Origin of the sequence: Sphingomonas sp. 22176, from assembly GCF_052045505.1 — a bacterium.
Lineage (GTDB): Bacteria > Pseudomonadota > Alphaproteobacteria > Sphingomonadales > Sphingomonadaceae > Sphingomonas.
In genome coordinates this window covers 1-21,386 of record NZ_JBQEPL010000004.1, presented here as the reverse complement: position 1 = coordinate 21,386, position 21,386 = coordinate 1, and the positions used below count along the sequence as shown (strand labels likewise).

At 66.2% G+C, this 21,386-nt stretch carries 20 protein-coding genes; 9 read left to right on the top strand and 11 right to left on the bottom strand.

Annotated features, from left to right (window positions below):
• Positions 1-30: 30 nt before the first annotated feature.
• A complete protein-coding gene (locus ACTJKY_RS14685; RefSeq protein WP_440846878.1) occupies positions 31-1,053 on the bottom strand; it encodes an MlaA family lipoprotein in 1,023 nt (340 codons plus the stop codon).
• A 284-nt stretch (positions 1,054-1,337) separates the two neighbouring features.
• On the opposite strand from ACTJKY_RS14685, the gene ACTJKY_RS14680 reads away from it, so the two are divergent.
• From ACTJKY_RS14680 to ACTJKY_RS14670, 3 genes are read left to right on the top strand one after another with little or no spacing between them, the layout of a single operon-like run.
• The gene (locus ACTJKY_RS14680) at positions 1,338-2,192 is read left to right on the top strand and encodes a CDP-alcohol phosphatidyltransferase family protein (protein WP_440846877.1); all 855 of its coding nucleotides are present in this window, start codon (positions 1,338-1,340) and stop codon (positions 2,190-2,192) included.
• Positions 2,192-3,289, top strand: coding sequence for an inositol-3-phosphate synthase (locus ACTJKY_RS14675; protein ID WP_440846876.1), 1,098 nt, complete (start codon positions 2,192-2,194; stop codon positions 3,287-3,289). Before ACTJKY_RS14680 ends, ACTJKY_RS14675 begins: the two co-directional genes overlap by 1 nt.
• Positions 3,286-4,023 carry an NTP transferase domain-containing protein gene (locus ACTJKY_RS14670; protein WP_440846875.1) on the top strand — a complete coding sequence of 246 codons (738 nt, stop codon included), beginning with the start codon at positions 3,286-3,288 and terminating at the stop codon, positions 4,021-4,023. The genes ACTJKY_RS14675 and ACTJKY_RS14670 overlap by 4 nt, the downstream gene beginning before the upstream one ends.
• Before the next feature lie 107 nt (positions 4,024-4,130).
• Here the strand turns inward: ACTJKY_RS14670 and ACTJKY_RS14665 are convergent, their stop codons facing one another.
• Together ACTJKY_RS14665 and ACTJKY_RS14660 are read right to left on the bottom strand one after the other, a co-directional pair.
• Positions 4,131-4,811: a siderophore-interacting protein gene (locus ACTJKY_RS14665; RefSeq protein WP_440846874.1), complete on the bottom strand. Its 681-nt coding sequence runs from the start codon at positions 4,809-4,811 to the stop codon at positions 4,131-4,133.
• A 62-nt stretch (positions 4,812-4,873) separates the two neighbouring features.
• Positions 4,874-5,260 (bottom strand): O-methyltransferase, encoded by a 387-nt coding sequence (locus ACTJKY_RS14660; RefSeq protein WP_440847110.1) that lies wholly within the window; start codon positions 5,258-5,260, stop codon positions 4,874-4,876.
• Between the two features lie 447 nt (positions 5,261-5,707).
• Between ACTJKY_RS14660 and ACTJKY_RS14655 the strand changes: the two genes are divergently transcribed.
• Entirely contained in the window at positions 5,708-6,511 is an 804-nt protein-coding gene (locus tag ACTJKY_RS14655; RefSeq protein WP_440846873.1) for an AraC family transcriptional regulator, read from the top strand.
• A gap of 586 nt (positions 6,512-7,097) precedes the next feature.
• On the opposite strand, the gene ACTJKY_RS14650 is transcribed toward ACTJKY_RS14655, so the two are convergent.
• The 4 genes from ACTJKY_RS14650 to ACTJKY_RS14635 are packed head-to-tail and all read right to left on the bottom strand — an operon-like array spanning position 7,098 to position 13,697.
• A complete protein-coding gene (locus ACTJKY_RS14650; RefSeq protein ID WP_440846872.1) occupies positions 7,098-10,853 on the bottom strand; it encodes a cobaltochelatase subunit CobN in 3,756 nt (1,251 codons plus the stop codon).
• Positions 10,850-11,224 carry a DUF2149 domain-containing protein gene (locus ACTJKY_RS14645; protein ID WP_440846871.1) on the bottom strand — a complete coding sequence of 125 codons (375 nt, stop codon included), beginning with the start codon at positions 11,222-11,224 and terminating at the stop codon, positions 10,850-10,852. The genes ACTJKY_RS14650 and ACTJKY_RS14645 overlap by 4 nt, the downstream gene beginning before the upstream one ends.
• Entirely contained in the window at positions 11,221-11,754 is a 534-nt protein-coding gene (locus ACTJKY_RS14640) for a MotA/TolQ/ExbB proton channel family protein (RefSeq protein WP_440847109.1), read from the bottom strand. Before ACTJKY_RS14640 ends, ACTJKY_RS14645 begins: the two co-directional genes overlap by 4 nt.
• Before the next feature lie 2 nt (positions 11,755-11,756).
• Complete coding sequence (locus ACTJKY_RS14635; RefSeq protein WP_440846870.1) at positions 11,757-13,697, bottom strand: TonB-dependent receptor; 1,941 nt, start codon at positions 13,695-13,697, stop codon at positions 11,757-11,759.
• On the opposite strand from ACTJKY_RS14635, the gene ACTJKY_RS14630 reads away from it, so the two are divergent.
• The 3 genes from ACTJKY_RS14630 to ACTJKY_RS14620 are packed head-to-tail and all read left to right on the top strand — an operon-like array spanning position 13,587 to position 15,052.
• On the top strand, positions 13,587-14,030 hold the full coding sequence (locus ACTJKY_RS14630; RefSeq protein WP_440847108.1) for an energy transducer TonB family protein: 444 nt from the start codon (positions 13,587-13,589) through the stop codon (positions 14,028-14,030). The genes ACTJKY_RS14635 and ACTJKY_RS14630 overlap by 111 nt on opposite strands.
• Positions 14,031-14,055: 25 nt before the next feature.
• Positions 14,056-14,655, top strand: a complete 600-nt coding sequence (locus ACTJKY_RS14625) for a biliverdin-producing heme oxygenase (protein WP_440846869.1) — start codon at positions 14,056-14,058, stop codon at positions 14,653-14,655.
• The gene (locus ACTJKY_RS14620) at positions 14,648-15,052 is read left to right on the top strand and encodes a YbaN family protein (protein ID WP_440846868.1); all 405 of its coding nucleotides are present in this window, start codon (positions 14,648-14,650) and stop codon (positions 15,050-15,052) included. Before ACTJKY_RS14625 ends, ACTJKY_RS14620 begins: the two co-directional genes overlap by 8 nt.
• Positions 15,053-15,183: 131 nt before the next feature.
• Here the strand turns inward: ACTJKY_RS14620 and ACTJKY_RS14615 are convergent, their stop codons facing one another.
• From ACTJKY_RS14615 to ACTJKY_RS14605, 3 genes are read right to left on the bottom strand one after another with little or no spacing between them, the layout of a single operon-like run.
• On the bottom strand, positions 15,184-15,510 hold the full coding sequence (locus ACTJKY_RS14615; RefSeq protein ID WP_440846867.1) for a DUF3325 family protein: 327 nt from the start codon (positions 15,508-15,510) through the stop codon (positions 15,184-15,186).
• Positions 15,500-17,053, bottom strand: a complete 1,554-nt coding sequence (locus tag ACTJKY_RS14610; protein ID WP_440846866.1) for a PepSY-associated TM helix domain-containing protein — start codon at positions 17,051-17,053, stop codon at positions 15,500-15,502. Before ACTJKY_RS14610 ends, ACTJKY_RS14615 begins: the two co-directional genes overlap by 11 nt.
• A 23-nt stretch (positions 17,054-17,076) precedes the next feature.
• The gene (locus tag ACTJKY_RS14605) at positions 17,077-17,379 is read right to left on the bottom strand and encodes an iron transporter (protein ID WP_440846865.1); all 303 of its coding nucleotides are present in this window, start codon (positions 17,377-17,379) and stop codon (positions 17,077-17,079) included.
• 90 nt (positions 17,380-17,469) lie between these two features.
• On the opposite strand from ACTJKY_RS14605, the gene ACTJKY_RS14600 reads away from it, so the two are divergent.
• Complete coding sequence (locus ACTJKY_RS14600; RefSeq protein WP_440846864.1) at positions 17,470-19,788, top strand: TonB-dependent siderophore receptor; 2,319 nt, start codon at positions 17,470-17,472, stop codon at positions 19,786-19,788.
• Between the two features lie 201 nt (positions 19,789-19,989).
• Here the strand turns inward: ACTJKY_RS14600 and ACTJKY_RS14595 are convergent, their stop codons facing one another.
• Positions 19,990-20,211 (bottom strand): helix-turn-helix transcriptional regulator, encoded by a 222-nt coding sequence (locus tag ACTJKY_RS14595; protein ID WP_440846863.1) that lies wholly within the window; start codon positions 20,209-20,211, stop codon positions 19,990-19,992.
• A gap of 768 nt (positions 20,212-20,979) precedes the next feature.
• On the opposite strand from ACTJKY_RS14595, the gene ACTJKY_RS14590 reads away from it, so the two are divergent.
• A partial coding sequence (locus ACTJKY_RS14590; RefSeq protein WP_440846862.1) for an ArdC-like ssDNA-binding domain-containing protein occupies positions 20,980-21,386 on the top strand: 407 nt, incomplete at its 3' end.

Here is a 21,386-nt window from a genome sequence, read left to right as displayed (position 1 = left end):
CGGGTGTCTCAGGCGACGACCCGTCAGCGGTCATTTGGCGCCATTCGGAGGCGGCGGCGCTGCAGGCGTGTCCGGCTGCACCTCCGGCTTACGCTGGCGCTGGCGGTGGCCGTGGACATGCAACGCGTCGATTTCCGCCTGCCTGGACTGGAGGTAGGATGCGCGAGAAGCCGCATATGGATCCGGCGAGTCGCGGAACTTCTGCAGCTTGTCGGCGAATTCAACCCGGTCGTCCAACGTTCCGATGATGGTGGCCGGCAAGGTGTACCAGACGCGGTTGAAGGGCTTTCCGACCGTCGAGGGCAGTAGCAGCTTGTCTACGGACAAGCCGACGAGATCGCGCACCGTCGTCGGTCCCACAAGCGGAAGGAAAAGAAAGGGCCCCGGCTTGATGCCATAGAAGCCCATCGTGTTGGCGAAGCTGTTGCGCCTTTTGGGAAGCTTGAACGGCTTCTTTTTAGCCACGTCGACCACACCGGCAATGCCGAGCGTCGAATTGACTCCAAAGCGCCCGACCGTCTCGAATGCTTTCCCGATCTTGTGCTGCAGGAGATAGTTTACAAAAACGACCGGCTCGTTCAAATTATTGAAGAAATGCCGCAATCCCGCGCGAATAAAAGACGGTACTATTTTGGAATAAGTCTTGGCAGCGGGTGCGACGACCAGCTTGTCGGCTGTTTGCACCACGGCATAGGTCTTCAGGTTCACCTCCTGAAGAGGATCCTCGCGCGGTGGACGCGGCCTGGCGCTGACGACGATCTCGTCATCTGCTGGAGTCGTTTGCGGGGCTTGCTCGGGTGCGGCACTGGCAGCCTGCGGCGCGGTCTGAGCCGGCGCACTCGTGGCTTGCCCCGGCTCGGGTACGGCGCTGACAGCCGGCGGCGGACTCTGCGCAACCGTGGCCTGCCCCGGCGCGGTGGACTGGGCATCCACAGCGGGCAGGACGACGGAAAGGACCGGCACCGCGATCAGTTCGTCGGGCGAGCCTTCCCCGTCCGCCGCCGCAGGGCCGCTGGCTAGGAGCATCGCCGCTATCAGAGGAGAAACACCCATTATTGGACATTCATGGCAGTGTGTCTCGCTGCATTCGGCACGGATATGGGTCTACTGTCACCGACATTCCGATCGTCCGGAGAGGTCGAAAGGATGGGTTTGGGGCGGGCGCAAATCGTTCCTTATCAGCAAACTCCAACGAAAGTCACCGCCAATTCGTCGACCGGCGGACGCCGGATTCAGGCCATTGCCACGACTGCGCTCGGGGCCTGACTGAACCTGCGGTGACGGGCCGTTGCAAATCGCTTGCTGAACGGACACCTTAACCCGTAGATTACGCTTCAATGACGCTTGCAATCACCGACCTGTCACGAGACCGTCGGATAGAAGATCCGACAAACCTGTGGATTATCCATCCAGCAGCGCGCCGCCTGCTGCCTTGGTTCCTTGCGCGTGGGATATCCGCCAACGCCGTTTCCGTGGGCGGGCTGGCCTTGGGCACGGTGGCGGCACTCGCCTACGCGCAGTGGAAAATTTGGCCGTTCGCCCTTGCCGGCTTGCTGCTGTCCGTCGGCTGGCTCATCGCCGATGGCCTGGACGGGATGATCGCGCGGGCCACGGGCACCGCCAGCCCGCTGGGGCGCGTGCTGGACGGCTTGTGTGACCACGGCGTATTCATCCTGATCTATGTTTCGCTGGCCTTGTCGATCGGCACGGTGGAAGGCTGGGCACTGGCGGTCGCCGCGGGCGTCGCCCATATGGTGCAGTCCAACCTCTACGAGAGCGAACGGGCCCGCTTTCACCGTCGTTGCAAGGCGGTGGCGATGATCACTCTTCCTGTGCCCAGCCGCAATCCGTTCATTCGCCTGTATGATTTTGGCTGGGGAATGTTGGATCGAATCGCCGCGCGATTCGACGATGTGATGCAGCACCACCCCGCTCCCGCAGACCTTGCGGCGACCTATGGAGCCCTGGCCGCCAAGCCCATGCGGCTGATGAGCCTGTTGTCCGCCAATGTTCGGGTCTATGCGATTTTCCTTGCCTGCCTCATCGGCAATCCACGCCTGTTTTGGTGGTTCGAACTCGTTCCACTGAACATCATCCTTATCCTTGGACTATTCCAGCATCGCATAGTCGAAAATCGCCTCGGAACAGTGTCGATGGATCACTATTCACAAATCGAAGGAAGTAAAAAGTAATGCCGGCCATTAACATCGCCATCGTTGGTGTGGGAAACTGTGCCAGCTCTCTCGTGCAGGGGCTTTCCTACTATCGCGAAGGCGCAAATGAGACCGTCGGGCTCATGCATTGGGACCTGGGCGGCTATAAGCCGAATGATATCCGTGTCGTCGCGGCCTGGGACGTTGATCAGCGCAAGGTCGGCAAGGACGTATCGGAGGCGATTTTCGCCAAGCCCAATTGCACCGCCATCTTCTGCGAAACCGTGCCTCCCACCGGCACCAAGGTGCAGATGGGGCACGTTCTCGACGGCGTCGCCGAACATATGGCGGACTATGACGACAATCGGACCTTCCTGCTCTCGAACGAGCGCGAAGCAACCAAGGCGGAAGTGGTCGCTGCCCTGCGCGAGACCAACACCGATGTGCTGATGAACTATCTGCCGGTGGGCTCGCAGGCCGCCAGCGAGTTCTACGCCGAATGCGCGCTCGAGGCAGGCGTGGCCTTCGTCAACAACATCCCCGTGTTCATCGCCAGCGACCCCGTTTGGGCGGAGCGCTTCACCAAGGCCGGCGTGCCGATCATCGGCGACGACATCAAGGCGCAGCTCGGTGCCACCATCGTGCATCGCGTGCTGACCGATCTGTTCGCCAAGCGGGGCGTCAAGCTGGAGCGGACCTACCAGCTCAACACCGGCGGCAACACCGACTTCCTGAACATGTCCAACCACCGCCGTCTCGCCTCCAAGAAAATCTCGAAGACCGAGGCGGTGCAGTCGGTCGCGGCCGAGCGTCTGGAAGACGAGAATGTTCATATCGGCCCGTCGGACTATGTGCCGTGGCAGAATGACAACAAGGTGTGCTTCCTGCGGATGGAAGGCACCATGTTCGGCGGCGTGCCGATGAACCTCGAGCTGCGCCTTTCCGTCGAGGACAGCCCCAACAGTGCCGGCGTCGCCATCGACATGATTCGCTGCGCCAAGCTGGCCAAGGATCGCGGTCTGGCCGGACCGATCGATGCGGCATCGGCCTATTTCTGCAAGCATCCGCGTTTCCAGATGACCGACGATCTGGCGGCGCGCGCGGTCGACGACTTCATTGCCATTGCGGCGGAATGATCGACACCGGCATTGTTCTCGCGGCAGGCGAAGGCTCGCGCCTTCGCGCTGTCGCCCCGCTCAAGCCGCTCTGCCTCGTTAACGGGCGGACCCTGCTTGCCCATGCCGTGTTCGGCATGGCGCAGGCAGGGCTTGCGCGCACTGTCGTGGTCGTCGGCTATGAAGCCGAGACGATCGAATCCTATGTCGCGGCGAACGACTGGCCGATCCCTGTCGAGACCGTGCGGGTAGCAGATCATCGCCATCCCAACGGCTCGTCCTTGCTCGCAGCGGAGCCGCTGCTGGATGGTGCGGAGGCGATCCTGGCGATGTGCGACCATCTGGTCGAATCACAATTCTATGGCCGCATGGCTGACACCGCAACGGGCGGCGGCGCGTCGCTCGGGATCGACCGGCGGATCGACAACGATTGGGTCGATCTCGACGATGTGACCTGCGTCCAGACCGAGGGCGACCGCGTGGTCGGCATCGGCAAGGGCCTGGCGCTCTACGACTGTTTCGACACGGGCGTCTTCGCGGTCGGCAGGGGTCTGTTCGATGCGCTCCGTGGATTGGAAACCCCCTCGCTCACCGAGGGCATGCGGCGCCTGGCATCCGACCGGGCCGCAGCCATCCGCGATTGCAGCGATCTTGAATGGATCGATGTGGACGATGAACGGGCCTGGCGCATCGCGGAGACATGGCTGGCGTCGAGCAGCCGTAGCGCAGGTGACGCGCAATATCGGCACGCATAGCGGCCGAGGTGATGTCGGGGCTGTTGCCGGAGCCGAGAAGACCAACATCGGGCTGGAAGCGGTCGGGCAGGTTCACGCAAGGCAAGCAGCATTGCTGCCGCGCCAAGTTAGTCCAAGCCAGTTTTGTCCGGTGCCCAATAGGCTTTGGTGACGACACGCACGGCCGATATGGATTGCAACCGCAGGTTCTGGCGGAGCGTTTGGATCGTCGTGGCATTTCCGGTCAGAACGGTGGATCCGCAAGCGGCGGCTGCGTCGCATACCGCCGCTTGCATCGCGGCCATATGCGCATCGCTGTCGCGCTTCGCCAAAAGCGCGACATCATGCAGGCCAAGGTGTCCGGCGACGCCCCGGGCAGCCTCCACATCTGCGACTTCGAGGCAGGCCGATACCTGGCGTGTCGGGTCCTGGTGGGTTGCCGCATAAACAAGACCCATCGAGGTCTCGTCGCCGGTAATGAAAAGCGGGTCGTGCAGACGAGATAGGTCCAGTGATGCGCGCGGGCCAAAAATGTCGCATTGGTCACCAGGCGCAACGCTGTGGACCCAGGTGCTTCCCGGACCGTCGCCATGGGCATAGCCCAATATGCACATGCGTCCGGCGGACGCGTTCCATTCGATCGGTGTGTAGGTCCGCGTCGCGAAGGCGGAGCCCATGGCGATTTGCACTTTCTGTCCCGGCAGCCATGCGGAAGCGGAGAGTGCCGGCCCCTCCAGCGTGATCAGATGAAAGCGACCGGCCAGGTTGTCGTTTGCGACGATGGTTGCGGGCGTCATCCACAGGCGCATCAGCGTCTTGCTCAGCCGTCCCGGCTTTTTGGTAGGACGCTCCGGTGATCCAGCGGCGGGCATCACGACACCTTCACGGAAAATTCATCGCCGCGGCCCGCATCGGACAAGGCGAAGGAGACATACCCGTTGGCAGGGTCGCGGACATAGGCCTGATAACCAGGCTCGAAGGCGTTCTGGCCGAGGATCACCGCGTACTGCTTCAGCCGCGGCTCGACCAGCTTGAGTACCGGCAGGTATAGCGAGAAGGCGCCGTCCACCAGTAACAGGTCGATCTCGCCACCCACGTCTTTCAGCGTCTCGAGAGCATCGCCGGCGCGAATTTCGACGAGATCAGCTAGCCCCGCCGTGTTGAGAGTGGCGCGCGCCCGCGCAACTTTGGTCCACTCCATCTCGCTGGCGATAAGATGCCCGCCGCCATTGTCGCGCAGCGCGGCTGCTAGATAAATCGTCGAAATTCACATCGATGTGCTGAACTCAACGACCCTGGTCGCCCTGCGCGCGCGATCGCATAGAGAAAGCTCCCATAGTCCGCAGAGACTGCGAGGAAATTGTCAGCACGGTCGCGATAGGCCGCGCGATAGTCGGCGCGCTCATCCGCGAGCAATCCCGCCACCAAGCCCTCAATCGACGAGCCGGGCGCGGCGATTTTCGCCTGCATCTCCTCGAAATGTCCGCGGTCGCTCGTTCAGCTTCGCGGTGCAGCGCCGTCGGAAGATCCGCGACGCGGGGGCTGGTGAGGGTATTCATGATGGGTCCTCGCGATGCCCGGAGCCGGATCGGCCGGACGGGAATGGCAATCGGATAGCCCCGCGCCCTGTTGGCGTCATTCCGAAGTACCGACAAAATGTTATCCGATTTCGCCAGCCGTACTTGTTTGGCGTAAAGCGTGGGGAATGCCGATCCTCAGCACCTTGCAGAACTTCGAGTGGATCGAACCGGACGACGTCCCTCGCCCGATCGTAGCGTTCGGTGCACAAATATCCGACACAGACGGCTTCGAGCTCGAACCCCATCGACACAGAAAGGGGCAGATGCTGCTCGTCGAGCGCGGCGCGCTTAGCTGTGCGGTCGAAGGCGGGTTGTGGATCGTGCCGCCGCGCAGCGCGATCTGGATTCCCGGTGGCGCGTTGCATGCGATCAGGGCGACTGGTGCTCTCGAAGGCTATAACGCGTTCGTCGATCCCGCCATGGACGGGCAGTTGCCGCAGGCTTGCTGCGCGGTTTCGGTGACGCCGCTGCTGCGCGAGCTTCTGGCCCGCGCTGCGCATCTGCCATATTTCTATGAAGAGGGTGGCGCCAACGCGCGACTGGTGGCGGTACTGCTCGACGAGCTCGCGGCGGCTCAGGTGGAGGATCTCCATCTGCCGATGCCCAGCGATCCGCGCCTGCGCAAGGTCGTCAACGAGATGATGGCGTCACCCGCCGACCGGGGCACCCTGAAGATTTGGGCGCAGCGCGCCGCCATGAGCGAACGGTCGCTGGAGCGGCTAACCAATCGACAGACCGGGATGAGCTTCGGTCGCTGGCGTCAGCAGCTCGGCATCGTGCTGGCAGTCAAGTGGCTTGCTGGGGGCGCCTCGATCCAGCAAGTGGCCGGCGACCTCGGCTATGAAAGCGTCCCCAGCTTCGTAACGATGTTCCGCAAGGCGCTTGGCACATCGCCGGGACGGTACATGGCAGAGCGTCATTCCCGCTGACAATTCCGGCACCGAACGGCGGCGCTATTGTCGTCCTGCAGGGAATGCCGGCTTTTTGTGAAGACCCGATAGTGAATGGCCCGGCTGCAGGACTACCGGATAGAATGACTATGCCAGCTTTCGGTGGTAGCTGCCATTCTAACGCACCTTGGGGACCGCCGCATTGTGATCGGGAACTGCCGGGAGCGACTCGATCCTTGATGGAACTCGGCGGCTACGCCAAATCCACGGTCGAAGTCCGTGGCGCAACCACGAGCGAACGCCCAAGAAAAGCCGCTCGCACCGGCTAACAGACGTCTAGGTGGTTATTTTACACCAGGAGGGCAACAATGGCTAAGCCATTGAAGCGCTGGTGACCCCTACGGAGGTCGACGAATGTATCTATATATCTGTAGAAAAAGTATAATATTCTTATGGGGGTGCTTGATACCATCAAAAGTACCATCATCTTTCAAACCATGTTTTTCCATCCGATGGGCAGGGAGGGAGCCCAAAGGTTGAGCGGGACACAGGCCTGGACGCCTGACCTACTTGCCCCGGCTGCCCAGGTCGGCCCCTATCGCAGGCTACTCCGAGGGCTGAAGGTCTACCATCTTGGGCGCAGTGCGCATCCTGCGATGGCCAGCAGCAGGATGCCGACGAGATGCCAAGCGGAGGTTCGGTGTGAATCGGTGGCGGATAGTGTGCGCATCGAATTTGCGGTCGTCAGCTCATAACCGGAGATCCGGTTTCCGGCGGCAAGGCGCCCCATGGCAGTCATGCCTCGGCCCGGTCCCTTGCCTGGCGAGCCGTTCCGCAGGCTCCGCGCGTTTGAGGTTTGGGAACCCTTTGATCCCCGTTGCAGCACCGCTGGACGGTCCAGGCGTTCCAGTTCCTCGCGGGTCGCGGCGTCCGCGTGCCAGTCGCCGCGATCGATTGCGTCCAGCATCGTCCGGATCAGGGCGATTCGCGCCGCCGGATTGTTGCGCGCGAAGAACCGGTCCATGCCCAGCTTGAAGCGATCCCGCAGATAGACATCGCGTACCGCCTCCCAGTCCCGGTCGGTGACGAGTTCCGGCCGCGTCTGTTCCCACAGCGACAGCGATTCCCCCAGATCGGCCATGTAGCGCGCGCCGTTATAACCGCTGGCCTGCATCTCCCGGATCCATTCCGGGTTGAGGTAGCGGCTGTCGCGTTCACGCGCATAGAAGCGATCGAGCGTCTCAATGCGGGGATGGCCGGGGTCCTGCTCATTGGCGATATAGGCATCGACGGAGCGTCCGCTTTCCGCGCGGACCGCCATCGACAGGCCGCCAAGATAGGCGGCCGGCATCGTCGTATCGAGCAGGCCATAGGCGCTCGACGAGCGGCTGAACACGGTGGCGTCCACCTGTTTGAGGTTGGCGACGAACGCGTCGCCGTCGGGCGCGCCGTCGCCATCGTCGCCATAGGCATGGCCGAGGCGGCCACGATATAGCTGGTTCAGCCGCGCCTTGCTCCAGCCCTCGCGATTGGCGAATTGGGTGGAGGGGGAATAGGCGCCGGGCGCCGTCGAGAAGATCCGGCGCAGTGCTCGCTTTTCGGCTTCCGCCGCGCCCAAGCCCTGAGCCTTCAGTGCAGCGGCCCGCGCCATGGTTTCGGCGCGGACGGGATTGTCGGGCTCGTCAGCCTGGGACGCCAGCGCCACGGCTTTGGCGATCAGCGCCAGCTTCTCGCCGAAATGGTCGCGATAGGTGCCCGATGTGGTGACGAGAACGTCTACGCGAGGGCGGCCAAGTGTCGCCCGGTCGATCAGCGCCACGTCCACCACAGCCCCGCGTGCGTCGCGGATCGGTGCCGTCCCCAACAGATGCAGGATCTGCGCTTCGTTGGTTCCACCATTCTGGGCGGTCTCGTTCGACCACAGGACGAACGCCACCTTGCGCGGCGGCTGCCCGTGCTTTGCGCGATAGTCGGCCAGCATGGCGTCGGCCAGGCTCTGGCCATTCGTCCAGGCCTGGGGCGTCGGCACGCCGCGAATGTCGAGCGTATAGGGGTTGCGGCCGGCGGGCAGGGCATCGGGATTGCGGATCGCGTCGCGCATCGGGCCGGGCGGGACGTAGCGGCCGGCCAGCGCGCCCGTGATCGCGTCGATCTCGCGCGGTGCGGCGGCGATGCGGACGCCGAAATCGACCACCCGTGCGCGGATCGCCGCTTCCAGCGGCGCCTGCTCGCCGCGCAGGGTGCGTTCGATCACGTCTGTATCGAGTAGCGGGCCATCGATCGCGATCATCGCCCGCACGATCTTTGCCTGCACGTCGCTAGGCGGAGCCTGACCCAGGATGTGCCCGCCCAGCGGAATGGGGGCAGCCTCGGTCTCCGGCAGATAGGAGGCAAGCGCCGACCGCAGCGCGGCGAACGGCGCGTGCATGGGATCGAGGCCTAGCGAGCCGGCGAGGCCTGCCCGCGTCGCCGCCGTTCGGATCGCGGCTTCGTCCGGAGCCGGGGCATGCAGCAGCGTGCGCAGCGCTGCAAGATCGGGGGAAAGTGCGGCGCGGACGAATTCGGGCATGAAGCCGATTGTCACTGCCTCGGTGCGCCGCTTGTTGCCGATGCCACCATTGGCCTGGAGCGGCTGGGGCTGGATATGCGGCACGTCGCCGATCAGCAGCCCGACCGCGTCGTCCGCCGCCGGCCCTTCCTGCTTGCCCGGCATCAGCGACAATTGCGTGAACATCGGCATGAAGGCGTCGGCGCGCTCGATCGCCTGCATCCAGAAATAGAAAGCGAGATACTGGTGGTGCGGGGGCAGAGCGCCGATCTGCACCAGCGCCTTGGCGCCGGTCTGCGGTCCCCACAGCGGATGCGCCGCCAGCACGATCTTGCCGAAGCGCAGCGCCGGGATCACCAGCTTTCCGTCGACCGCCATGACCGCACCCGGCGGCGGCCCCCAGACGCGCTCGACATCGGCGCGGAGCGGCGCAGGCAGGGACGCATACCAGGAGAGATAGGCGGGCAGCGGCACGGTGATGGCCCCGTCCGCGACGCGCTGACGCAAGGTGGCGGGATCGCCCGGCGCGACATTGGTTGCCGTCTGGGAAAGGCGGCGGGCGAGCGTCGCGCGGTCGGGCAGCGGGGCGGTGCCGGTGTCATAGCCTTCCGCCCGCAGCCGTTCGAGCAACGCGACCATGCTGCCCTGCGCGTCCAGATAGGAATCGGGATCGCTGCCGACATCCGCCGCGCCCGGCGCTTCATTATGATAGCTGACGACGATCCGCTTGTCCGCATTGGGCAGGCGGTGGAGGCGCGCCCAGCGGAGCGCGCGGGCGACCCGCCAGCGGATCTGGCCGGGGATCGGGCGATAGCTTGCGGTGCCGTCGGCCGCCGTAGCGCGTGCTGCCACCACCATCGGCTCGACGAAGCCGTCGCGCTCGCTCATCGCGAGTTCGCCGGTGGATTCGGGCGCGAAGCCCCCCAGGCTTTTGGCCCAGGCATCGGCATCTCGGCGATAATCGGTCGCGCACATCAGCGGCGGCACGCCCAGGCGCTGCGCCTCGGCAACGCTCGCTTCGGCGGAGGCATAGTCGAACCGGGTCGCGCACAGGATCAGCGCGTCGAGGGAGACATCACCGAGCAGCGAAGACGCCCGGTCGTCGCCGCCCTCGCGCCACACCGGCACCGGCATCCCGCCCTGTCGCTCCACTTCATGGACGAGCGCCGCGACCAGCGATGCGTTTTCGGCCAGCACCAGGCTGCGGTAGAACAGGATGCCGATCCGGGGGCGGATCGCCGCGTCCGGCAAGCGCGCCGTTTCCCATGCCAGATAGGCGGAGGGGGTGGCGAAGGGCGCCTTCGCATCTGGGTGCCAAAGCGCCAGGGGCGGAAATTCCACCGGGGGCGGCACCGCGACCGGACGTGCGAGCACGCGGTTCGCTGCATAGGCCAGAAGCCCGGCATAATTGCCCTCCGTCGCATTGCTCCAATAGCGGGCAATGTCGGGATGGGCCTTGGGATCGATATTGCCGGCGATCGGGGTGCCGGGGCCGACCACCAGCACTTTCGTCCGCGCCTTGGCGGCCTCGATCTGGGCGGTGAAGTTGAGCAGGCGCGGCCCGGCGGCGTCGAGCAGGATCAGGTCATAGCTGCCGAGATCGACCCCCTGGATTGACGGCAGTAGCCCGCCGCCCAGGCCGAAGAAATCCACCTGCACCTCATCCCGCATCCGCGCGGCGGCAGCCTTGGCGATGGTGGGCATTTCCGCGATGTGGATGGAAACGAAGGCGATGCGCGGCTTGGGCGCCTGTGCCCATGCCGTGCCGTTGAAGGCGGCGATGGCCAGGGTGAGAACCAGCAGCAGCCGTACCGGCCAGGACCACGGGCTCACTTCCTGGCCCCGCGGCCGCCATCCCCTTCCGGTACGTAGACGATCTTGCCGCCGGGCAACCGATAGGCGACACCGAGCCGGTCGCCATTGCCGCTCAGTCGACGATCGCTGACCTTTTGCACCTGGATCTGCTTGCCCTGCTTCTGCACGATTTCCATGTGCCCTTGCGCGTCGGTGCGGGTCATCGTCCAGTTCGCCGCTGGATCGAGGAACGACGTACCGCCGGCGAGCGAAAACAGCGCCACCACCATCGCGACGATGAAGGCAAGGCTGATGTCGAACAGGTTGGCGACACCCGAGAGGGGATCCTCCTGCCAGCTTGCCGCCTCCTGCCGGCGTGCGAAGCGCAAGGGACGACGGGACGGCTTCATGCTTCCTCCGCGCGGAGGACGCGTTCGGCGTGGAAGCGGGCGGCGTCGAGATCGGCGCGTGCCCAGCCTTCCCGCACCATCGCCAGAAGATAGGCGACGACGCCCACCGCCAAGCCGACGACGGTGCTGGAAAAGGCGATGACCATGTTGGCGGCGAGCAGCTGGAGGTCGCCGCGGGCAAGGCCGGACAAGGCCGTCGCCATCGGGATCAACGTGCCCATCAGGCCCAGCGACGGGCCGATGCGGATGACGAAGCGGATGCCGTTCAGGGCACGGGCCGAGTCCCCCTCGGCCCGTGCGACGATTTCTTCGATCGTCAGTTCATCCGCATCCGGGTCGCCGGTCAGCGCCTGGTCGATCGCCGCCCGATAGCGGTCGCGCGCCGGGCGGCGTCCGCGCAGGCGATCGACCAGGCTGCGCAGGAACAGGCCGGTTGCGATTGCGGTCCATCCGGCGATGCCGATCAGGCCGAACACCACCGGCTGAAACAGCAGCTCGGCGATCGCGCCCAGCGCTTCCTTCGCCCACATCGTCAAAGCGTCCGGACGTAGCGGAAATACACCGTGCGCCCCAGCATCCAATAGTCCGCTTTCTCGTAATATTTGACGTCGAAGACATTGGCCACTTCCAGAGGGAAGCCGTTCTTCGGCGTCGCCTGCCAGCGCGTGCTGAAGTCCGCCGTGGTGAAATGGGGCAGGGTGAACCGGCCGCCCAGCCCGTTGGTGAAGATCCGCCCCTGGCTGTTGTCGCTATCCACCCGGTCACCATTGAAGCGCACCGTTGCGGTAGCGGACAGCGCGCGTCCGTCGGACAGAGTGAGCGAGCCGGTTGCCTTCCACTCGGCGACGTTCGCGATCGCGGTGCTTACTCCGGCGTTGATGTCCTCGGCGTGCAGCATGTGCGTCATGCTGCTGTCCAGCATCACGCGGTGCGGCGCGAGGCCCAGCACGGTGCCTGCATCCAGGCCGATCTGGCCTTCGATCCCTTCCATCCGCGATCGATCGGCGTTGAAGTAGCTGGTTTCGCGCAACGTCGCCGTCTCCGACACGACCTTCGTCGTGATCCGGTTGCGTGTGCGAGCATGGAAATAGGTGATGTCGGCGAAGACCGGCCCGCGCGCATAGCGGATGCCGGCGTCCCAGGTGGTGTTGCGTTCGGGCTGAAGGCCGCTCGCGCCGCGAGTCACGCGCCGCTGCTTGCCGGCAAACTCCTCGCTCTCGCCGGCCAGCTGAATGGCCTGGGGCGGAGCGAACGCCGTGCCGATCGTACCGTGCAGCCGCAGTGCCGGCGTGAGGACGAAGACCGCGCCGCCGCGCGGGTTGAACACGTCGAATGTCGCGGTGCCCGGCGTGAAGTTGGTCTTGAACGGCGTCGTGTAGGTCTTTGCCGTGATCCGGTCATATCGCCCGCCTCCCGTCAGTAGCATCCGGCCGTCCAGCAGCGTCAGCCCGGCTTCGGCAAAGGCAGCCTTGGTATCCCGGCTCTCGTTCGGCGAAGAGGGCGCCTTGCCGGTTCCGTTCGCCGCGAAGGACGTGCGGGTGGCTTCGATGCGCTGCCATTCACCGCCATAGGTGAGGCGGACCGCCGGGACGACCTGCCAGCTATCCTGCACTTGGCCACCACGATAGGTGGTAAGAGTGGTACTCGACACATAGCGGGCGGCTGCAAGCGGAACGGTGTAATAGTCGTAGCTCTCCCGCGAGGCATAGCCGGTGAGCAGGATGTCGTGGTCTGCGGGGGTCAGCTCCAGCCGAAGATCGCCGGTCACGCGATCGGTCTGGTTCGCCGACGGCGTCTTGGGATTGTACGACTGCGGGCCGGGCGAGTCATTGTCGAGGCTGGCGAAATCGACGCTCGCATCGATCCGGACGATCGAAGACAGGGTGCTGCCGACGCGGAAGCGCCCGGAGCCGCGGCGGGCCGTGCTGTTGGCCTGTTCGGCGCCGCCGCCGATGCGGAAGTTGCTGCCCTGGTTCACATAGCCGAGGTCGAGGTCGAAATCGACGCCGTGGGCCAGGTCGCCGCCGAGGGTCACGCCGGATCGGATGGTAGAAAAGGAGCCGCCGCCCACGGTGAACTGTCCGTGCAGCGGCCCGGACGAACGCTGGGTGATGATGTTCACGACGCCGCCGACCGCCGATGCGCCGTACAGCGCCGAGGCTGGGCCTTTCAGCACTTCCACGCGGGCGATGCTTTCGGGCGAAATGGTGGTGAAGCTGGTCGACCCCGACGGGCGGCCATCGACCAGCACCAGCACCTGCGGATTGATCGTGAACTCGAAGTTGGGCCGCAGCCCGCGCAGGCCGATTCCGCCAAGGCCGTTGGGATATTGGATCACGTCGACGCTGGCGGTCTTCTTGATCTGATCGAGGAAGCTGAGGCCGACCGTGTTGGCCAGCCTGTCGGCAGTGACCACCTCCACCGAGGAAGCCACATCCGCGCGGCGTTCGGCGGTGCGGCTGGCCGTAACCACCAGGTCGGCCCCCGCACCAACAGCGCGTCGACCGCGCAGGTCGCGCTAGCCAATTGGCAAAGCGAATTGCTCGGCCATCTCAAGCGATTCCTGCGCTATCCGCGGCCCTCACAGAGCGCCCGCGAGGAAGGGATCGCGAAGGTGACGATCACGGTCGATCGGCAGGGCCAGGTGCTCGGCGCCCGACTCGCGCGCGGCAGCGGCTATCCGATGCTCGATGGCGAGGCCGTGGCGATGATGCGGCGCGGATCGCCGGTGCCGCCGCCCGGCGCCGACATCCCCGGCGATCCGGTGATCGTCACGATCCCCATCCTGTTCTCGCTCCGGCGCTGACATCCCCGAAAAGAAGGAGCCTCGCATGACCACCGACGAACCCGCAACTATCGAGCAGAGCCGCGCCAAGCGGCTGAAGGCGACGACAAATGCGGTCCATGAAACGCTGGACCAGCGGATCATGGCGGCCGAGCCGTTTCGGGATCGCGATCGCTACGGACGCTTCCTGGGGGTGCAGTATCGCTTCCACCGCGACATCGATGCGCTCTACCGGCATCCGGTGCTGGAGGCCGTGCTGCCGGATCTCGCGGGCCGCCGCCGGCTCGATGCCATCGCCCGCGACCTTGGTGACCTGGCGCTGCCGATCCCCGAGGACGGCGATGCCCCGGCCTTTGGCGCCGGACCGATCGACCTGCCGACCGCGTTCGGCTGGCTTTACGTCGCCGAAGGGTCAAACCTCGGCGCGGCCTTCCTCTACAAGGCGGCTGCGGCACTGGGGCTGGACGCCAGCCACGGCGCCCGCCACCTCGCCGGCCATCCGGACGGCCGCGCGGGGCACTGGCGGGAATTCACCGCCGCCCTCGACATGCTCGACCTGTCGGAAGACGAAGACGCGCGGGTGATCGCGGGCGCCCGCGCCGCCTTCCCCCGCGTCCACGACCTTGTCGGCGCTACCCTTGGCTGAGCCGCGTCATCGCCGCGCTGTCGCCCATCTTTCGCGGGGGGCCTGGGCAGCGCTCGGCATCGTGTTCGTGGCGCTCGGCTTCATCGGCGCGCTGCTTCCGCTGATGCCCACCACCATCTTCCTGATCCTGGCGGCCGGCTGCTTCGCGCGCTCGTCGCCGAGACTGGAGGCGTGGCTGCTCGACCATCCGCGCTTCGGGCCGACGCTGCGCGCGTGGCGCGAGGACGGCGCGATCGGTCCGCGGGCCAAGGGCATGGCCTGCGCAGGCATGGTGCTGGGCTATGCGCTGTTCTGGTGGGGCGCGCGGCCGACGCTCCTGCTCGACCTTGTCGTCGGTCTTGTGCTGGCGGGGTGCGCCGCTTTCATCCTCACGCGGCCGGCACCACCTGGGCGCTAGGATCGATCCATCGTCGAGGCAGTGAAGCGGGGACTGGAAGCGCAGCGCCAGGGGCCCCCGCCGCCATGCAGCAGGGGAAGGGGTCGCGGCTCGCCGCGGCCCCGCAATCCAAGGCGGCGGGCCCGTTCGGCTCAGGAAATGGGCGCGATCGAAAAAGCGATCCCGGCCGCGATGCAGGCTGCACCCAAAGTGAGTGCCGCCCGCGAACCTTTTGATAAGGCCAGCACGAGCAGAACGCCCATGACGCTCGTGATACCCAGCATCGCGACCGTCCCCATCGCGAAACCGTAGCGCGTGGAAGCGCGCGTCCAGACAAGCACCAGCAGCAGGATAGCCGCCCTGCGCCACCGCACGCGCCACGAACGGGCGCACCATGGTTCATCCAGGGCGTGTTTCCGGGTGGAGAAGGCAAGCGCAGCAAGGCCGCCATACGCTATCGCGACGAGGTCAAGCGGCATGAACGAGTGGCTCCCGCGCGCGGGTGCGTCGCGTGCGCGTTGCGGGCGCAGCAGGCTCCGGCGTTCCCGCCTTGTGCGCGGCAAAGAAAAGAAGCGCGGCAAGCGCGAGATATGCGAAGTCGAACGACGCGAACAAGCGGTCTCCGGCCGCCAGCGATGCGGGCAGGCCGCGGTCCGTCGTCAGGGCGTTCACCACCGGCAGCCCAACGCAGGCTGCGCCGGCGATGGCGAAGGTTTCGCGCCATGAGCGCCGGATCGGCCGCAGGCACGCGAGCAGCGCGAGCCCAAACCAGGTGTAGAACATCGCGGACACTTCGAGCTCTGCGCGACCCGGCAGCTCGGCAGGAATCAGGCGGTTGGCGAGGAGATAGGCGGCCATGCCCGCCGGCAGGCACGCGATCACCGCCACGTTGAGCCGCTCGACTAGACGCTGCCCCCAAGCGCCGCTGTGCGCCTGAACGCGCTTTTTGCTCCATAAAACCAGCCCCGTGCCGACCATTGCCGCGCCGCTCGCGCCCAGCAGGAAATAGATCCAGCGCAGCCCGGTATCGGCGAACCAGCCGAGATGTAGCCCCAGCAGCACCGCTGCCGTTCGCGCTGCCGGGCCGGGGGGCGGGGAGGACGCGATCCATCGGCCGTCGACGCCGGAGAAGGTGATCGCACCGCCGCGCGCACGCAGCCGATCGGTGGCGGTGCGGAACAGGGTGATGCGGGCGTTCGCGTCGTTCGGATTGGTCACGATGATCTGCGCCGGTGGCGCGCCGCCCCAGGCCCGGGTCGCGCTTGCCACCAGCGGTGCGATCGGGGTTAGGGGCGCGAGGGTGCCGCTGCGGGGCGCCTCGGGCGGCGCGCCGACCGCCTCGCTCGCGAACAGGGCCGGCTTTGCGTAGTTGGCGACGATCGGCCAGGGCATGTACATCACCATCAGCGTGACGAGCCCGGTATAGGTGACCATGGCGTGAAACGGCAGCGCGACGACCGCCGACACGTTGTGCGCATCCAGCCAGCTGCGCTGCCCCTTGCCCCAGCGCAGCGTGAAGAAATCGACGAAGATGCGCTTGTGGGTGATCACGCCGGACAGGATCGCGCTGAGCATGCACATCGCGCAGGCGCCCGCGAGCCAGCGCCCCCAGGGATGCGGCAGCTGCAACTGGAAATGGAAGCGGTAGAAATGTTCGCCGCCGCGGGTGGCGCGCGCATGGAGCGGCGCACCGTCTACCGGATCCAGCCGCACTTCGCCGCGCGGGGGACGCTTGGCGCGGGCCGTGCCTTTGGCGACATCGCCGTCCCGGACGAAAACGCGGGTGGCGATCGTCCGCTGGTCCGGCAGGTACAAGGTCCATTGCGCGGCATGCGGGGCGGTGCGCTGGAGATAGGCGAACGCGCTGCCTGCCGCGACCGACGGTGTCGCCGGCGTGGCGCGCACCTCCGGCTGCATCCAGCGCGTGATTTCCGGCCGGAAATAGCTGGCAGTGCCGGTGAGGAACATGGCGAACAGGATCCAGCCGGCGAGCAGGCCCATCCAGCCATGGATCCGGGCCATGGACTGGCGCAGCGAGGGCTGCCTCACGACCGCACGCCCAGCAGGAAGAGCGCACCGCTGCACGCCACGGCACCGCCCCAGACCACCGCCGTTACGCGTACCAGGCTGCGGGCGTGAAACGCCCATAGCGCCAGCGCCGCATAGACCGGGAATGCCGCCAGCATCGCCCACAAGGTAGCTTCGACGCGGGGCAGGGGAAGGATCCGCGCGGCGAGGGCGCAGCCTGCCGCCGCCATCGCATAGCCGCCGATCGTTGCCGCCACGCCCCGAGCGGCGACCGCCATGCCGGCCCGTGCAGGGCGTGTACTGCCGTTATCGTCGCGCATCCATGCTTGCTCCCCGCTTCCCTTGCCATCGCGGCGGAACGGGATTAACCGCAAATGCGAATCGGTATCAATAATAAATCGGGGAACATCATGCACATTTCAGCTCGCCGCCTGCGCGGCCGTCTCTCTCTGCTCGCGCTCACGGCTGCCGCGCTCGCCGCCCCGGCCGGTGCGCTGGCGCGCACGGCAGAGGATGAAACCAAGGAGGATCCGCAGCAGCGTGCGGGCGAGGCGATCGTGGTCACCGGGGTGGCGGCGAAGGGCACGGCCTCCGGCACCAAGACCGATACGCCGCTGATCGAGACGCCGCAGACGATCACGGTGATCACCGAAGAGGAACTGACCCTGCGCAACGCGCTGTCGATCAACCAGGCGCTCGGCTATGTCGCGGGCGTCGCCGCCAACCAGCGCGGCGGCACCGTCAGCCGGTACGACCAGCTGCTGCTGCGCGGCTTCACACCGGGTGTCTTCCTGGACGGCATGCGCCTGCTTGCCGGCCCTTATTCGATGCCGCAGACCGACTTCAACCGCATCGACCGGATCGACATCGTCAAGGGCCCGGCATCGGTGCTGTACGGCAATGCCACGCCGGGCGGGCTGGTCAACCTGACGAGCAAGACGCCGGAGGCGACCGCGTTCGGGCGCGTCGATCTGCAGGCCGGCAACTATGCCTCGCTGCGCGCCGTGGCCGATGTGAACCAGCCGCTCACCAAAGACGGCAAGCTGCTGTTCCGCGTGGTCGGCGGCTGGCAGAAAGCCGACGGCTTCACCCGCAATACCGAGAGCGAGCGGTACCATATCAGCCCGTCGCTGACCTTCGCGCCCGATGACGCGACGAGCCTGACGCTAGTCGCCGCCTATCAGCATGCCCCCAGCGGCGGCGGCTATTCGGGGGTGCCGCCGCAGGGCGCGGCGCTGCCGAGCCCGGCGGGCGCATTGCCGCTCCACGTCAACACCGGCGATCCGGGCTATGAGCGCTACAATCATAAGCAGAAGGCCATCACCGCGCTGTTCCGGCACGATTTCGACGAACATCTGACGTTCCGTTCGAACCTGCGCTATCAGAACAACACGCTCAGCTATCGCCAGCTCTATGTGGCGGGCTTCGCCACCACCGGGACGGGCGCCAGCCGCAACACCGATTTCACCACCCTGATCCGTGGCGGCGGCGGCGCCGACGAGGATTTCGACACGCTGACGATGGACAACCAGCTGAACGCGAAGTTCGCGACCGGTCCGCTGCGACACAATGTGCTGGCCGGCATCGACTATCAGTTCATTTCCGGCGAGAATTTCCAGCAGTTCAACACTGGCCAGACCAGCAACCCACTGACCAGCATTCCCAATCTCAACCCGTATCGGCCGGTCTATGGCGGCACGCTGCCGACCCTGGACCTTACCCAGCTCTCGCCCGGCTACGTCAATACCTACAGCAAGCGCGACCAGGTGGGCGTCTATCTGCAGGATCAGATGGCGATCGGCCGTCTGCAGCTGATCGCCAGCGGCCGTTGGGACTGGTACGAGCAGGCGACGATCAACAAGAAGCTGGCTGCCAACAACCTGACGCGTCTTTCGCAGACGGCGTTCACGATGCGGCTGGGCGCGCTGTACGAGGTGATCGACGGTCTCTCCCCTTATGTCAGCTATTCGGAATCGTTCGAGCCGCAGACCGGGACGACCTATCTCGGCGTGCCGTTCGATCCGGTGACCGGCAAGATGATCGAAGGCGGCGTGAAGTGGCAGCCGCGTGGCACCAGCGCGCTGCTGACGCTGTCGGTCTACGACCTGCGACGCCAGAAGGTGCCGGTTACCGATCCGCGTGCGGGCTCCGCCGGCATTCCCGCCAGTGCGCAGATCCAGATCGGCGAGGTGCGGGTGCGCGGCGTGGAAGTGGAGGGCCGCGGCGAACTGTCGCGCGGACTCGATCTGATCCTCGCCGCCAGCTACACGGATGCGATCATCACCCAGGGCGCGCCGGCCGTCGCGGCCACCGCCACCAATAGCGGTACGCCCACCACCACCGGCACGCGTCAGCTCGGCACGCCAGAATGGCAGGCGTCGAGCTTCCTTTCCTATGATTTCGGCAAGGGCGGACGATCGGGGCCGCTGGGCGGGCTCACGATCGGCGGCGGGGTGCGCTATGTCGGCGGCTCGGACGGCACCACTACCTATCTGGTGCGCAACGGCGTCACCACCTTCCAGCGGTTCACGACCGAGGATTTCACGCTGGTCGATGCGCTGCTCGGCTATGACCTGGGCTTCGCCGCATCGCGCCTGCGGGGGTGGAGCCTGGCGGTCAACGCCGCCAACCTGCTGGACAAGCGCTATATCAGCGCCTGTCCCTTTTCGAACTCCTGCTATTTCGGGGCTTCGCGCACGGTCACCGGATCGGTCCGGCTGCGCTGGTGAGCGCAGGGGGGGGCGGCCGACGCAGGCAGCCGCGGGGCGGGCTGGATCGGGGTTGGGCGTCGTCGCTCTCAACGCCGTGGGTATGCGATCGTGTGACGTAGAACGCGAGCTCGGCGCGTCAGCCCGAACGGTAAGGCGCGCATGATGCTGAAGGCGACTTCAGTCGCGCCGCCCGAGCACCGCAGGAAATCCACAAAGACGTCAATCTAGGTTGCCATGGATGGTCTTATACGCCGCGGGGTCGTCGAGCCATTCGGCGACGGCAGATTCCCGCCAGCCAATGCAGCGGGTGCTGATCCGGGTTTTCTTGGGGAAGGTGCCGGCATCCATTTTCCGGTAGAGGGTGTAGCGGGTCAGGCCGGTGCGTGCGAGCACGGTCTTGATCCGGAGAATGCGATCGGGTGGGTCGGGCTGGATCTGCATTGCTATCACCTTGCATTGTGTGACGGTTGGTGGAGCGTTCCGAGGCAATTGTCGTCCTGTTGGCGGGCCAGGAAAATGACCTGTATGGGGCCAGAAGGGACCTGTTCGGTACGGTTCGGCACGGGGTAGTGCGCGCGTAGACCGCTACCTTCCCGGGGGTCTGTGTCAGGGCGTCTCAAGCCAGTGGCGTGATTGTGCTCGCACGCCGCTGACGCGGCGCCGAGTCGGCGTGGTCGTCTCGGCCCTTCGGGTTTTGATCGCGGACGCTGGCCGACCCTGCGTATCGGCGGCCGGCAGGTGCCGGCAGCGGAACGCGGGTGCGGTGCGCGCGCTGGCGCACGCCTGCGGCGACACCAGGGCGCGCGAGGTGTTGGTGCCCGCGTGGCACACTTGCCCGGGCGGGAGGCACGGGCGGCGGCTGGCGCACGTGCTGGCGCGCGCACGCCGCCCGCGCGGCCCGCCCGGTTGCAAGGGTGCGGTTCTTGGTCCGGGCGCCGGGTGGCGCCCGGCAGCGCGGTTGCGCTGACAGGATGGTCGCCGCGCGGATGCGCGGCGGCGTTGGTGCGCCGGCACGCGGACGGGCAGGGGGAGCGTCGCTCGCCTCTAGTCCTGCCGCGGCATGCCGCAAGCCGGGCGGGGCCCGGCTCCTCCTCTTCGTTGCGGCCCTGCGGGTGCAGCCTGCCTCTGACGGCAGGACTGCCGGTTCGCTCCTGCCGCTCCCCCCGCCCTTCCGGCGCCGGTTGCGGTGTTTTGGAAGGAGCAAGGATCATGGGTGTTGGACACGAGAACCGGGTGAGCCTCTATGCCGAGGTGACGGGACGGGTGATTGCCGAGCTGGAGCAGGGACGGCTGCCCTGGGTTCAGCTTTGGGATGCGGCGGCGTGTGGCTGTGCGATGCCGGCCAATGCCGTGACTGGGCGGCGCTATTCGGGGATCAATGTGCTGATCCTCTGGGCTGCGGTGATCGAGGGGCGCTATGCCGCGCAGCGCTGGCTGACCTTTCGGCAGGCGCAGGCGGCGGGCGGGAGCGTACGGCGCGGCGAGCGGGGCACGACGATCTGTTATGCCGATCGCTTTACACCGAAGGACGAGGCCGAGCGGGCGCGGGATGAGGACCGGGAGGCGCGGCAGCTGGCGTTTCTGAAGCGCTTCACCGTGTTCAATGTCGACCAGTG

Bases quoted from the DNA above. Each gene is read 5' to 3' on its own strand.
- ACTJKY_RS14685 (WP_440846878.1), bottom strand. From the start codon at position 1,053: ATGGGTGTTTCTCCTCTGATAGCGGCGATGCTCCTAGCCAGCGGCCCT.
- ACTJKY_RS14680 (WP_440846877.1), top strand. From the start codon at position 1,338: ATGACGCTTGCAATCACCGACCTGTCACGAGACCGTCGGATAGAAGAT.
- ACTJKY_RS14675 (WP_440846876.1), top strand. From the start codon at position 2,192: ATGCCGGCCATTAACATCGCCATCGTTGGTGTGGGAAACTGTGCCAGC.
- ACTJKY_RS14670 (WP_440846875.1), top strand. From the start codon at position 3,286: ATGATCGACACCGGCATTGTTCTCGCGGCAGGCGAAGGCTCGCGCCTT.
- ACTJKY_RS14665 (WP_440846874.1), bottom strand. From the start codon at position 4,811: ATGCGCCTGTGGATGACGCCCGCAACCATCGTCGCAAACGACAACCTG.
- ACTJKY_RS14655 (WP_440846873.1), top strand. From the start codon at position 5,708: ATGCCGATCCTCAGCACCTTGCAGAACTTCGAGTGGATCGAACCGGAC.
- ACTJKY_RS14645 (WP_440846871.1), bottom strand. From the start codon at position 11,224: ATGAAGCCGTCCCGTCGTCCCTTGCGCTTCGCACGCCGGCAGGAGGCG.
- ACTJKY_RS14640 (WP_440847109.1), bottom strand. From the start codon at position 11,754: ATGTGGGCGAAGGAAGCGCTGGGCGCGATCGCCGAGCTGCTGTTTCAG.
- ACTJKY_RS14625 (WP_440846869.1), top strand. From the start codon at position 14,056: ATGACCACCGACGAACCCGCAACTATCGAGCAGAGCCGCGCCAAGCGG.
- ACTJKY_RS14615 (WP_440846867.1), bottom strand. From the start codon at position 15,510: ATGCCGCTTGACCTCGTCGCGATAGCGTATGGCGGCCTTGCTGCGCTT.
- ACTJKY_RS14610 (WP_440846866.1), bottom strand. From the start codon at position 17,053: ATGGCCCGGATCCATGGCTGGATGGGCCTGCTCGCCGGCTGGATCCTG.
- ACTJKY_RS14605 (WP_440846865.1), bottom strand. From the start codon at position 17,379: ATGCGCGACGATAACGGCAGTACACGCCCTGCACGGGCCGGCATGGCG.
- ACTJKY_RS14600 (WP_440846864.1), top strand. From the start codon at position 17,470: ATGCACATTTCAGCTCGCCGCCTGCGCGGCCGTCTCTCTCTGCTCGCG.
- ACTJKY_RS14595 (WP_440846863.1), bottom strand. From the start codon at position 20,211: ATGCAGATCCAGCCCGACCCACCCGATCGCATTCTCCGGATCAAGACC.